The following is a 14519-nucleotide window of genomic DNA, read 5'->3' on the forward strand; positions in this document are numbered from 1 at the left end:
AGTTGTTAACTACAATAAAGGAGTGGATTTTATGGACTTTGTAGGAAATGTAAGAAAAATTCCCCAAGCTGATTTGTATGTTGCAAAGCTTTATCCCAATACTAATTTTAATGGTGAACCTCTGCTAGGTTGTGGTAGATACTATACTCAAGATAATATTTACAGAACACTAATGTACTTTGATATTTCAGGTCTTCCATCTAATATATTTATTGATAAAGCTATATTAAGGCTTTATGTCAAAATAAACATTGTTAATAATATTACAAAACCGATAACAATCCACAATTTACTCCAGCCCTTTGATAAAAATACTGTCACTTACTCAAATCAACCATCATTTGAGAACAACCCTTATGCAACATTAAATATAAATGCAGAGATTAATCAATTTGTTGAAGTCGATATAAAGAATCTGTTAATAAAGTGGTACAATTCACCTACACTTAATTATGGAATGTTAATGAAAGGGTTAGAAACTCAGGCTAGCTTTGTCGGTTTTTCTAGCACATTTGATAGTGATGATACTAAATTTCCTAATCTAGAAATATACTACGGATATAATGAAGGATTGAGTGAGTACCCTGCTGAAACGATTGAACTATTATCAACAGATGATTTTGTTAATTCTTCATCTATTCCTCTTGGTCCTAGTATAGGTACTTTTGCAATAGAAAATCATGGGCTTGGAGCTATTAGTGTAAGGATTCAGCTTAGTTCTGATAATATAAATTGGATAGATAATAAACCTCCTTATATTAGTGATTATATTCTTTTAAAAGATGATAATATAATATTAACTACAACTGCATATATGTCTTATGCTAGAATTTTAATTACTCATGCTGAAAGTTATCCTGTTGATGATGCTACAGTCACAATATATAAAACAATTAAGGTTTAAATATGTTTTATATTTGAAATAAAAATAAAATTATATATTAAAAAGTATTTTATTAGTGTTTTCTTTCAAATCAAAAGGAACTATCTCAAAATGAGATAGTTCCTTTTGATTTGAAGTTTATATTTGCATTTGAGCAATTATTTTTAAATTTGTTCCTAAATCTGATTTATATGCTATTCTAACATATCTTGAAAAAATCATAGGCACCAACGTAACTATTTTCCCTGGATTTACATCTGTAGTGACAACACTATCATCAGTATATCCATAATCTGCTTCATTTTCTTTAGGACTTATTTGTAATTTAACCTTTGCACTATTTGAACCGATATTTTTTACGAAAAAAGTAACTAGAGATTGTTGCATTGTTTCAAAGGGTGGAGTATATTGATAACTACTTAGAGCAGTAATATCTAAACTATATTCAGTAAATTTTTTTCCAACTAGAGTTACATTACTTGATAATGGCGGTGGACTATAGGTTTCAAGCCAGTTTAAAATATCTTCGGTTACTTCTATAAGTTCTTCATCTTTAGTAAATATTTTAGTAGGTTCAGTAAGCATTTTTATCACTCCCAATTATAGAAGACTTTATAAAATATCTTCTCCTACTTTTACAATTTTTTAATCTTTAGTAAATATTTTTAGTAGGTTAAATTATAGAAGACTTTCTAATATATTTGCTCCTTCTTTGTCAATAACTTCAAACATTTTTATTGATCTAATAATTTCTTTTTTAGCCATTTCTTTATAGTCATATTTAAAATATAATTTACCTAAATTTAGTAAAACTGACTGGTCGCTTATCAAATTTAATAAATTTAAGGTTTTTTCAAATTTATTAAATTCTTTGTTTATAAGCATAACTTCGCATATTTGTAGAATAGCTGGAGTAAAATCTAACATAGTTTTATCCTCAGATAAAACATTAGTATTTTTGTTTGTAAATAAATTGAGCATTTCTTTATATACTTTTAAAGTAGTCCTGTTGTATTCAGATAAATTACTTTTATTAAATTGATTTATTGCAACAAGTGCTAGATCATATTTATCTTTTATAATAAAACATAGAGATTTATACATCATTATTTGGAAATAATATAAATTTTTTTCATCTATGGTATCAATATATTTTATACACTCATCAATTTCACGAGAATATAGTAGAGATTTCACTTTGAATATTTTTAAATTTTCTGAAAATACCCCGGATTCTTCACTTTTGTTTATATACTCTAAGGCTGTTTCATAGTCTCCTTCCATATAGAATAAATCTGCAATTATAGGATATTCTCTTGGAAAATCAGTGAAGAAATTTTCTATAATTCTCTTAATTTCTTCTATATTTAATTTTTTTTCTTTTAGTATATGACATATATTATAAAGGGGAACTAAAAAATCTGGCTTTGCTTTAATAGTGTCAACAGAGTATTTATATGCAGTATCATATTCTTTTAGATTCATATAAATTTTTGATAGTTCATATTTAGGTCTAAATCCACCTACTCCATAAATGGATTTTAAAACTGAAGGTGGTTCTCCAATTTCTATACATTTTTCAAAGGCTTTTATTGCTAAAAGAGGGCTATTTTCTTCTTTTAATATAAGTCCTTTTAAATAATATAGATCAGTAAACTCAGGATAATATCTTGTTCCAATTCCAATGAATTCTAGAGCTTTATCATAATCTTTCAAAGTATAGTTTGATATGACTATTCTTTCTATTAATCTTGAAGCATATCCAGTGCTTGGATCAAAATCATTATAAGATTTATAATAATTATCTAAAGCTGATTTTTTATCATCTAAAGCAAAATATTCATTACCTAAATTAAAATATGCAAATTTAATATCTTCACCTTTTTTTATTTGCTCTCTTAAAAGAGTAATATTTCTATTTCTTTTATCTTTAGATACAATATTTTTATTCAAATAACCATAGTGGTATATTCTTATATCATAGGTTTTACCTTTTACATCCTTTTCATAATTAACTAATTGGTTATGAACCTCACCTTCATAATGAAATCCATAATTGTTTTTAAATAGTCGTGGATTTAAGTTTATGGTTATATCTGTAGTGGTTACACTATATCCAGAGTAATTTAATGTTTCAAAAAAGTATATTGTATCTTCATTTAAATCTTTTTTTATAAGATTTTTAAATTTTTCTTTATCTTCACTGCAAAATTCATCATCGCCATCCATTATCAAAATCCAATTTTTTGAGGCATATTTTAAAGATTCATTTCTAGCAGCACTAAAGTCATTGCACCACTCAAAATAATGAACTTTTGCACCATATTCTTTTGCAATTTCTACAGTTTTATCTGTGGAGCCAGTATCTACTACTATTATTTCATCTACTAAATCTTGTACACTTTTTAGACATCTTCCTAAATTTTCTTCTTCATTTTTAACAATCATGCATAAACTTATATCATGACCCATTATATATTATCACCTCTATTTCAAAGAAACCAAGAAGTACCAAATGGTACTTCTCAGCTAATTTATTAATACCTACCATTAAAGAAGACTTGTACACTTTGGTTTGTAGTTGCAGCAGTTGTGCAATAAACTTTTGTATAGTGCATATAATAAGAGCTACTCAAAGCTTTGGCACTACCAACAGCTCCTATAGTAGCTGTTTCTCCAACTAGCACATAGGTGCCATTTTCTTCCGGACATACTGCTACGCTAACTGTTACTGGCATAGTTCCACCAGCAACTTTCTTAACATACCAGGTAATGTCCTGCATTTTTGAAGTGTCTACTGCAGTACTATATTGTGGCGTAGCTAATGCTATAGAAGAAACTGTTTCAGAAGTTTCGTTAAAATATCTATCAGTGATGTTTACATTTACTGATCCATTAGTTATAGAACTTATTTTAGCAATAGTACCACTTGTCAATGAACTTAATTGAGTTACATCAACAGTACCATTTGTCAATGAATTAACTTGAGTTACATCTACAGTACCGCTAGTTAATGAGCTTAACTGAGTAACATCAACAGTACCATTAGTGATAGAGCTTACCTTAGTAATAGTACCATTTGTTAATGAACTTAGTTGAGTAACATCAACAGTACCGTTAGTGATAGAATCTACTTTAGCGATAGTACCGTTTGTCAATGAATTTAATTGAGTTACGTCAACAGTACCATTAGTTATAGAACTTACTTTAGTAATAGTACCATTTGTCAATGAACTTAATTGAGTTACATCAATAGTACCATTTGTCAATGAATTAACTTGAGTTACATTTACAGTACCGCTAGTTAATGAGCTTAACTGAGTAACATCAACAGTACCATTAGTGATGGAACTTACTTTAGTAATAGTACCACTTGTCAATGAATTTAATTGAGTTACATCTACCGTACCATTAGTGATAGARYYTACTTTAGCGATAGTACCACTYGTCAATGAACTTAATTGAGTTACGTCAACAGTACCATTAGTGATAGAGCTTACTTTAGTAATAGTACCATTTGTCAATGAACTTAATTGAGTAACATCAACAGTACCATTAGTGATRGARCTTACTTTAGYRATAGTACCATTTGTCAATGAATTAACTTGAGTTACATTTACAGTACCACTTGTCAGTGAACTTAATTGAGTTACGTCAACAGTACCATTAGTGATGGAACTTACTTTAGCAATAGTACCATTTGTTAATGAACTTAGTTGAGTAACATCAACAGTACCATTAGTGATAGAGCTTACCTTAGTAATAGTACCATTTGTTAATGAATTCAACTGAGTAACATCAACAGTACCATTAGTGATGGAACTTACTTTAGTAATAGTACCATTTGTCAATGAATTAACCTGAGTTACATTTACAGTACCGCTAGTGATAGAATCTATTTTACTTATTGTTCCTACATTAATATCTAATTCACCATATTGATTTACTTTAAGAGGTAAATAATTACTGCCGTCATACCCAAAAACAGAGGTTTTTAGTTCCTCAGCTGAATTCGAGAAAACTATACTGTTAGCCATATAAAAATCACTTCCTCTATAAAAAATGAAGCCTTCAAAAGCTTCAATACATACTATGCAGTTTTCATAGTAAATGCTACAATAAAAAATAAAATTGTTTTAAAAAAATAGAGCTCAAGCTATTAAATAAAAATTTAAAGCCTAAACCCCATTTTTATAACTAAGAAAAATAATCTATTATATTTTTTTCAAAATCCTCTTCTGGTAATTTTAATTTTTTTAAATAGTATTCTAGTTTATAATTACAAGGAAAGTATTTAATAATAGGCTCTTCTACGGTTAATTCATATTTTAGATTGGTGTTGGATGTAATAATGTATAACATTTCCTTTAATTTGATTTTTTTTGAAGGTGTTAAATTTATAATTTCTTCCCCTGGAAAAACACTGATATTTTTAGCCGACTCAATCATAACTTTAGATATAAATTCAGCAGATAGTGGATTAAAATAATTATTATAGCCATTAACTTTTAAAACTTTATTTTCTTTAATACACCTGTCAATTAAGGACATTAATCTGTTATCTCTTTCAAACCTTCCATAACCATAGGTAAGTCTATATATAATCAATTTTTTATTCTTTACATCTTTCATTATATATTTTATAGCCATTTCAGCGTTATATTTACATATCCCATATAGACTATTAGGATATATATTTTGGTTTTCTTTAACACAGCCAAAGTTTCCGTCATATACAGCTGCACTAGAGAGAAATACAATATTACATTTTATTTTATCTTTCATTTCAAATATATAATTGGTGTCTTTTTTTATAAATTCATAGAAATTATTTGTATTAATATTCGTGTTGCTATTTCCACAAGTAACTATTAAAGTATCAATTTTATCCATAAGTTTTTCATTTTTTACAAAATTATCAAAACTTATTTTATTAAATCCCTGTAATATATTATTTGATTTATTAAAGTATATCATTAATATATCTTTATATTCTTCTTCATAGTTTTTACTTAAGATACTTTGAATATTTTGTCCTATAAATCCACTAGCTCCTAAAACTGCTATCATTTTATATTCTCTTCTTTAATTTGTTTATACCAATCAATCATTTGTTTTATACCTTCTTCAATACTTACTTTTGGAATAAATCCCAGATTTTGCAATTTATCTGCATTAAAATATTTGCTTTGAGATTTAAACTTGCCATTAAATGTTTGCTTTTTTATTAAACTAGGATCTGCAGATAATTCTTTTCTGATAAATTCTGCACTTTCTTCTATAGTTTTATATTCTTTGTTATTTCCTATATTATATGCATGATATTCATGACTATCAAAATTATGCTTTTTAATTATTAATAATATTCCTTCTATAAAATCATCTATATGACACCAAGAACGAACACAATTTTTATCAACATTAATTTCTTCGCCATTTAAAAGCTTCCATGTAAAAATATCCAAGGCAGATTTATATTTTGAAGAATATACTCCTGGTCCGTATACCATAAAAGGTCTTATACCGACTGCCTTTAATCCATAATTTTTAACATAATGTCTAACTAAACTTTCACCAAATAATTTACTTATAGCATAAACATTATTTAAAGTTAAAGGGCTTACATTTAGCATATCATCTTCCATAACTTCTTTATCGTCAAAAATATCTCCATAAACCTCTGAGGTGCTAAAATATACAAATTTAGCATCATACTCTAATGCAATATTTATTAAATTCAAAGTTCCTTTTACTGCAGAGTCAATCATTTTCCAAGGATGCTCTTCACCATTTATTCTACCAACCTCACTTGCAGCATGAATTATATATTTTATATTCCCATCTATTCTTTTTACATTAGTATAGATTTCACCGAAATCGGTAATGTCTGATCTTATATAATCATCATAATCTCTAATATATTGATCTAAAACAACTATTTTGTAATCCTTATATTCTAATTTTAATTTCTCAACTAATTTTTTACCTATAAAGCCTAATCCACCTGTAACTAAAATAACATCTTTCAATTCTTTACATCCCCTTTATAAGATTAATATTTTTATAAAATTCACTAAAGGATTCACTATCCATTAGTTCTATTGATTTTTCAAAAATATTTTGTAAATCTTTTTTATAAAATGTATTTTCCATTTTATATGCAAAATTATTTCCTATATCTTTAAGAGTATCTTTATTTAATTTAATTAGATGATAACTAAATATAGGACGTATATTTAAACAGCTATCGTTAAACCAATTAAATTCTTCTATAAATTTTAAAAAGTCTTTCATATTTCCATGTTTTTTTAATAAATTTAAAATTCTTAGTCTAGTTATATTTGAACCTACTATCATTTTTATTGTACTTTTAGAGGTTTGATTTGGATGAGAAGTGTTAAAAACAGTTTTATCATCGTGAATAAATTTCAGATTTAATAAAATAGCTTTGCTTAGTAGATCCCAATCACCATCCACACTAACTAAGCTTGTATCAAAACCTCCACATTTTTTATATGCTTTCTTTGAAAAAATAAGGCTACTTCCATTTATAGGATTACTGTATGATAAATATGCTAATTTTTTCATTGTATTATCTGATTGCATCAAGTTGAGAATATTATTATCCATATTATATAATGCTCCATGTGTAATATTAGTTCCAAGAATCATTTTATTTGAGAAAACAATATCATAATTTTTATTCTTTAATAGATATAGATCTTGTTCTAATTTATCTGCATCTACATATAAATCATCTACGCTTATCCATCCTATATAATTGGTTTCAGCCATATTAAACCCAAATTTAAGAGCATATATTGCTCCGGAATTTTTATCCAAAGAGTAAATTTTTATATTTCCTATTTTGTCTTTATTTTTTTCTGCTAAAGATACACACTTATTTAGGCTGTTATCTGTGGATTTATCATCTACTAATATCCATTCCACTTTATTTTTAATAGTTTGACTTCCTATACTATTAAAAATATTTTCTAGAAAAATTTCTCCATTATAAATAGGTGTAACTACAGTAATTTCTTTTTCTATATTGCTATGACTGTATATTAGTTTCCCTTGAGTATTTATAATCTTATTATTATATAAAGATATTTCAGAATTAAGATTTATTAAATTATGGTTTTGTTGTGTTTTTGTGTCTTTTCCTTCTATAATTTCACTTATAATCTTATGGTTTGTATCCGATATTGAATAATTTTTTTCTATAAAATTTCTATATTCTATAGAGGAATATTCTTCATCAGAGAGCATATTTACGATATCATCTAAAGAGCTCCATACGTATTTTTCAGGATAAACTTCTTTAGCTCCTACAAAATTATGAATAAGAGGCCTGATCCCTTTTGACATAGCCTCCATAATCCCAAGACCTTGGCTCTCTAATACACTGGTACAAATGAGATAATTTTTATCTTCTAACCATTTATTTATATCCTTTTGCCATCCGTAAAATATAATGTTTTTTTCTAATCCAAATTCCTTAATCATTTGATTAAAATATAATCTATATCGTTCTTCATCAAAAGTTCCAGCAATATGAAGTTTATATCTATTGTCTGTATCAAAAATTTTTTTAAAGGCATGCATAAGTAACATAGGTCCTTTTTTAAAATTTATATATCCAACATAGGCTATATTAAATCCTTTTTTTCTTTCTTTGAATTCCTGCTTACTTAAATCGATACCATTAGGAATAACATAAACCTTATTCTGAGGTATAAAAACCTTACTCAAAACAAATCTTTTTATATGCTCTGCTACAAATATAATCTTATCAACATTGCTCCAGTTAACTTGATATATATAGTTAGTAAAGGATTCATAACTATGGAGTCTACATATTATTTTTTTATCTTTTGCCATTTCAAGCTTACTTCCATAAGCTACAAGAGGGTCACACCATTCAAACCAACAAATATCAGCCTTTTTCATCTCTTCATCAATTTGATCATAATAATTTACAATTACTTTTTTTGTATCATACTCTTCCGATAAATATTCAATAATATCATCAATAAAGTTATCCAATCCTGGTAAAATAAAGAATGCTATTTTTTTCTTAGCTTCCACTATATCAACTCCTTTTAAGGTATTAAAAAATATATAGGAAATTAATTTTTAATTTAAAATTAGATCCATATTTATATAATATGATTATGTTGTTGTAATGCTTTTAAAAGAAGATAAAAGTTAAAAAATAGTTTATTTTCAAAATGGAGAATGAGAAAATGTTAATAAATATTATTACGGTATTTATCATAAACAGAGTTCTTGGCTTTAGAGGGAGTTTTTACTCCCACTAAGGCTTATTAACAGAATTCTTAGGAGTTTTACTCCTTAGAAGTCGTTATCCTTTAGGAGAAATCGTTATCTAGGTACATAGCCACTCTTTACTCCCACTTTGAAGAAGATGGGAGTATTAGAGCGGGTAGTCATCGGATAAATTTAAACTTTATTTAAGTAGTGAAAATCCCATTAGTTTACATATCACCAGATAAGTAAAATGAATACTATATAATTAGGCACATTTTTTAGACTACTAATGTATGTTGTAATTAAGGAATTAGGAATTTATAGTAGTAGGAAATGTAACTAATGCAATTGAGACATCTAAAAATTAGGTTTTAAAGTAATATGAAATAAGTAGCTATTACTTATTAAAGTAGTTATTATTTAAAATAATTATAAGGAGTGAGTATACATGGCAACAATATCAGGTAGAGTTGTATTCGACAGAAATAGAAGTAATTCAATTGATGCTGGAGATTCAGGTATAGCTAATGTGCCTGTAGTATTACAGAATACAATAACAAATGTTAGACTTGTAGTTCTTACAGATGCTAATGGAAATTATTCATTTATAAATGTCCCAAATGGAAGTTATAGAATTGTACAATCCTATGGAACATCTGGAGGTGTTCCAACACCAGGAAATTTCAATAACGCAGTAGTTGGATCTGTTCCAGTTGGAACAAATCCTCCAATAAGCTTTGCAACGAATCCTCCACCAGGTTCAACTAATTTAGATTCTGTAACTCGAGATACACTTTTGGTAACTGTATCTGGAGCAAATTTAACAAATCAAAACTTTCTTGATGGTCCAGTTATATATACACCTATACAAAATATACTAGATCCATGTGTATCAATTTCCAATGTAAATCTTATTAATGTTGCTGATGATGGAACATTTGGTTTTTTCCCTGCAGGTACTCTTGCTAATACGGGTGCTCCAGTTGAACCATATCCAGGTGTAACCCCAGATTTCACTTATGTATTGCCAAATCCAGCTGTAGTTACACCTAATGATGGTCAGTATACAGTACAAAATATCATGAATAATTCCCACTCAAATTTAGTAGGAACTTGGTGGCGTATTGCAGACCATACTACAGGTAATGAAACAGGTAGGTTTATGGCGGTAAATGGTTTTAATCCAGGAGCTATTTTCTTTAGAGATGTAATTACAGTACAACCTAATACAGACTATTTATTTAGTTCTTGGATTTTAAATCTAGTTAAATTAACAGGACTTGTAAATCCTGAGTTTGGCGTACTAATATTGGATCAATTTGGAAATGTGCTATTTAGTGAAACATTGGGAACTGAGATTCCTGTTAATACGAACGCTCCACAATGGAAAGAAATAGGTACTGTAATTAATTCTCAAAATAATACACAACTAACTGTGCAATTCGTAAGTGAAGGGCCAGCTGCTACGGGAAATGATTATGCTGTAGATGATATAGCATTTAGAGAGGTTGAGATTCCTAAATTTATTCCTGTAAAAACTGTTAATACTCCTATTGCAACTGTTGGGGAAACAGTAACTTATACAGTAACTTTAACTAACACATGTAGTAGTCCACTTACAAATGTATTTTTTCAAGATACTGTACCAAATGGTTTATCTTTTGTATCTGGAACTGTAACAGTTAATGGAGTATTAGATGCAAGCTTAGATCCTAATGTGGGATTCAATATACCGGATATTCCTGGAGGTTTTACTGCTACTGTGACTTTTGATGCTGTAGTTAAAATTGTTCCAACCCCTAATCCAACCCTTAATACAGCAACAATAAATTATTCTTATACACCTGTAGAAGGGGGAATACCACTTAGTTTTACTGAGGAGTCTAATGTTGTTCCACTTGAGGTAGGTGCTTTAGCAGATGTTTCAGTTGTAAAAACAGCAAGTCCAAACCCAGTAATGCCAGGAGAAATATTAACTTATACAATTGATGTATCAAATGCAGGACCAGCGGATGCCCAAAATGTTGTTTTGGATGATGAAATTCCACCTACTATAACAGATCCAGAATTTTCAATAGATGGAGGAGTAACCTTTAATCCATGGCCAACAATTTATGATATAGGAACATTATTAGTAGGTGAAACAAGAACTATTTTAATAAGAGGGACAGTAGCATCATCAGCTACAGGAGTTATAACCAATACTGCAGCTGTAACTTCATCAACACCAGATCCTGATCTAAATAACAATACATCAACAGTGGATACAGAAATTAATGCATTAGCAGATATTTCAGTTGTAAAAACAGCAAGTCCAAACCCAGTAAATCAAGGAGAAATATTAACCTATACAATTGATGTAACAAATGCAGGACCAGCAGATGCCCAAAATGTTGTTTTAACGGATGCTATTTCACCTGAAATTATAGGAGGAGAATTTTCAATAGATGGAGGAGTAACCTTTAGTCCATGGCCAGGAAGTCTTGATCTAGGAACATTATTAAATGGCGAAATAAGAACTGTTTTAATAAGGGGAACAGTATCACCATCAGCAATAGGAACTATAAGGAATACTGCAGGGGTAATTTCATCTACACCTGACCCTGACTTGGATAATAATATGTCAACAGTAGATACAGAAATTAATACAGCGGATATTAGAGTTATAAAAACATCAGATTTAAATCCAGCATTCCCAGGAGAGATACTAACTTATACAATTAGAGTATCAAATGCAGGACCAGCAGATGCCCAAAATGTTGTTTTAACGGATACTATTCCACCTGAAATTGTAGGACCAGAATTCTCAATAGATGGAGGGGTAACCTTTAATCCATGGCCAGGAAGTTTTAATATAGGAACATTATTAAATGGTGAAAGAAGAACTATTTTAATAAGAGGGACAGTAGCGGCATCAGCTTCAGGAATTATATCTAATACTGCTGAGGTAACATCAACAACACCAGATCCTAATCCAGATAACAACACATCAACAGTAGATATAGAAGTTAATGCTTTAGCAGATATTTCAGTTATAAAAGCAGGAAGTCCAAATCCAGTAATATCAGGAGAGACTTTGACCTATACAATCGATGTATCAAACTTTGGGCCATCCCTTGCTGAAAATGTTACTTTAAGTGATGTTATTCCACCTGAAATAACAGGAGCAGAATTTTCAACAGATGGAGGAGTAACCTTTAATCCATGGACAGGAAGTCTTGATCTTGGAACATTATTAAATGGTGAAACAAGAACTATTTTAATAAGAGGAACAGTAGCTCCAGTAGCTCCAGGTTTCATAACTAATACTGCAGATGTAACATCAACAACACCAGATCCTAATCCAAGTAATAATACATCAACAGTAGATATAGAAGTTAATGGATCTACTCAAGTAGCAGATGTTGGAGTTTTTAAATCAGTAGAGATGAATCCGGTAACTCCAGAAGAGATGGTATTTTATGCCATTAGAGTATCAAATTTTGGACCAGCAGATGCCCAAAATGTTGTTTTAACCGATGCTATTTCTCCTGAAATTATAGGAGTAGAATTTTCAATAGACGGAGGGGTAACATTTAGTCCATGGCCAGGAAGTCTTGATATAGGAACATTGCCAGCTGGTGACACAAGAAATATTTTAATAAGAGGAACAGTGTCACCATCAGCTATAGGGATTATAAGCAATACTGCAGAGATAAGTTCAACAACAGAAGATCCTAATACAAGCAATAACACATCTACAGTAGATGTGGAAGTTGTGCCATCAGCAGATGTTTCAGTTGCAAAAACAGCAGCTCCAAATCCAGTAATACCAGGAGAGATGCTAGTTTATACAATTAATGTATCCAATGCAGGTCCATCAAATGCCCAGAATGTTGTTTTAACGGATGTCATTTCACCTGATATTATAGGAGCAGAATTCTCAATAGATGAAGGAGTAACCTTTAATCCATGGACAGGAAGCTTTGATATAGGAACATTACTGAGTGGTGAAACAAGAACTATATTGATAAGAGGAACAGTGTCATCATCAGCTACAGGAACTATAACTAATATTGCAAATATAGATTCATCAACACCAGATCCTAATCTAGACAATAATGAATCTACAACAATTACAGAAGTTAATGCTTTAGCGGATATTTTAGTTGTAAAAACAGGAAGTCCAAACCCAATAGTAACAGGAGAAATATTAACTTATACAATTGTAGTATCCAATGCAGGACCAGCAGATGCCCAAAATGTTATTTTGAATGATGAAATCTCATCTAATATTATAGGGCCAGAATTCTCAATAGATGGAGGAGTAACCTTTAATCCATGGCCAACAATTTATGTTATAGGAACATTACCAGCTGGTGAAACAAGGACTATATTGATAAGAGGAACAGTATCGCCATCAGCAACAGGAACCATAACTAATACTGCAAGTGTAATTTCATCAACACCAGATCCTAATCTAGATAATAACACATCAACAGTAGATACAGAAATTAGTGCTTTAGCAGATATTTCAGTTGTAAAGACAGGAAGCCCAAATCCGGTAACGCCGGGAGAAATATTAACTTATACAATTGATGTATTAAATGCAGGACCAGCAGATGCCCGAAATGTTGTTTTGGATGATGCAATTTCGCCTGAAATTATAGCGCCAGAATTTTCGATAGACGGAGGAGTAACCTTTAATCCATGGCCAATAATTTATGTTATAGGAACATTACCAGCTGGCGAAACAAGAACTATATTAATAAGAGGAACAGTGTCACAATCAGCTACAGGAGTTATAACCAATACTGCAGCTGTAACTTCATCAACACCAGATCCTAATCCAAACAATAATGAATCTACAGTAAATACAGAAGTTAGTGCTGGTGTATCAGCAGATGTTTCAGTTGTAAAAACAGCAATCACAAAGCAAGTAAGGCCAGGAGATACGGTAGTTTATACAATTGTAGTATCCAACGCAGGACCATCAGATGCCCAAAATGTTGTTTTAACGGATACTATTCCACCTGAAATTATAAGACCAGAATTTTCAATAGATGGAGGAGTAACCTTTAATCCATGGCCAGGAAGTCTTGACATAGGAACATTACCAGCAGGGGCTTCAAGAACTATACTAATAAGAGGTAAGGTAGTATCATCAAATACAAAATGTAAATGTATAACTAATATAACTAATACCGCAAGAGTAACTTCAACAACACCAGATCCAAACCTAAGTAATAACACATCAACTGCTACTATAAAGGTTTGCAGATGTTTTATAGTTTGTTTTAAATGTCGTTGTTGTAATAAATGTAAATGTGATTGTAAGAATGAACATTAAAAATTGTTAATATAAAATAAAGGGGCTGTCTCA

8 protein-coding genes are annotated in these 14519 nt (G+C 29.8%); 2 read left to right on the forward strand and 6 right to left on the reverse strand.

The window, feature by feature from the left end; all coding sequences use genetic code 11:
- Positions 1-31: 31 nt before the first annotated feature.
- Entirely contained in the window at positions 32-904 is an 873-nt protein-coding gene (locus tag ACYUEW_RS11565; RefSeq protein WP_460276814.1) for a DNRLRE domain-containing protein, read from the forward strand.
- Positions 905-1021: 117 nt separating this feature from the next.
- Here ACYUEW_RS11565 and ACYUEW_RS11570 read toward each other — a convergent pair whose 3' ends face one another.
- The 6 genes from ACYUEW_RS11570 to ACYUEW_RS11595 form a co-directional block, all read right to left on the reverse strand.
- Complete coding sequence (locus tag ACYUEW_RS11570) at positions 1022-1468, reverse strand: DUF6385 domain-containing protein (RefSeq protein WP_243190763.1); 447 nt, start codon at positions 1466-1468, stop codon at positions 1022-1024.
- Positions 1469-1561: 93 nt separating this feature from the next.
- Complete coding sequence (locus tag ACYUEW_RS11575) at positions 1562-3355, reverse strand: tetratricopeptide repeat-containing glycosyltransferase family 2 protein (protein WP_460276815.1); 1794 nt, start codon at positions 3353-3355, stop codon at positions 1562-1564.
- A 65-nt stretch (positions 3356-3420) separates the two neighbouring features.
- The gene (locus ACYUEW_RS11580; protein WP_460276816.1) at positions 3421-4920 is read right to left on the reverse strand and encodes a beta strand repeat-containing protein; all 1500 of its coding nucleotides are present in this window, start codon (positions 4918-4920) and stop codon (positions 3421-3423) included.
- A gap of 160 nt (positions 4921-5080) precedes the next feature.
- Positions 5081-5953 carry an NAD-dependent epimerase/dehydratase family protein gene (locus ACYUEW_RS11585; protein WP_045516610.1) on the reverse strand — a complete coding sequence of 291 codons (873 nt, stop codon included), beginning with the start codon at positions 5951-5953 and terminating at the stop codon, positions 5081-5083.
- Complete coding sequence (locus ACYUEW_RS11590) at positions 5950-6912, reverse strand: NAD-dependent epimerase/dehydratase family protein (protein WP_003489470.1); 963 nt, start codon at positions 6910-6912, stop codon at positions 5950-5952. Before ACYUEW_RS11590 ends, ACYUEW_RS11585 begins: the two co-directional genes overlap by 4 nt.
- Before the next feature lie 4 nt (positions 6913-6916).
- Positions 6917-8974: a glycosyltransferase gene (locus ACYUEW_RS11595; protein WP_460276817.1), complete on the reverse strand. Its 2058-nt coding sequence runs from the start codon at positions 8972-8974 to the stop codon at positions 6917-6919.
- A gap of 631 nt (positions 8975-9605) precedes the next feature.
- Between ACYUEW_RS11595 and ACYUEW_RS11600 the strand changes: the two genes are divergently transcribed.
- Positions 9606-14486, forward strand: a complete 4881-nt coding sequence (locus ACYUEW_RS11600; RefSeq protein WP_460276818.1) for an SdrD B-like domain-containing protein — start codon at positions 9606-9608, stop codon at positions 14484-14486.
- Positions 14487-14519: the final 33 nt, after the last annotated feature.

The organism is Clostridium sp. CTA-1 (assembly GCF_054768215.1).

Excerpts from the sequence above, each read along its gene's own strand:
- ACYUEW_RS11565 (WP_460276814.1), top strand. The coding sequence starts at position 32 with ATGGACTTTGTAGGAAATGTAAGAAAAATTCCCCAAGCTGATTTGTAT.
- ACYUEW_RS11570 (WP_243190763.1), bottom strand. The coding sequence starts at position 1,468 with ATGCTTACTGAACCTACTAAAATATTTACTAAAGATGAAGAACTTATA.
- ACYUEW_RS11575 (WP_460276815.1), bottom strand. The coding sequence starts at position 3,355 with ATGGGTCATGATATAAGTTTATGCATGATTGTTAAAAATGAAGAAGAA.
- ACYUEW_RS11585 (WP_045516610.1), bottom strand. The coding sequence starts at position 5,953 with ATGATAGCAGTTTTAGGAGCTAGTGGATTTATAGGACAAAATATTCAA.
- ACYUEW_RS11600 (WP_460276818.1), top strand. The coding sequence starts at position 9,606 with ATGGCAACAATATCAGGTAGAGTTGTATTCGACAGAAATAGAAGTAAT.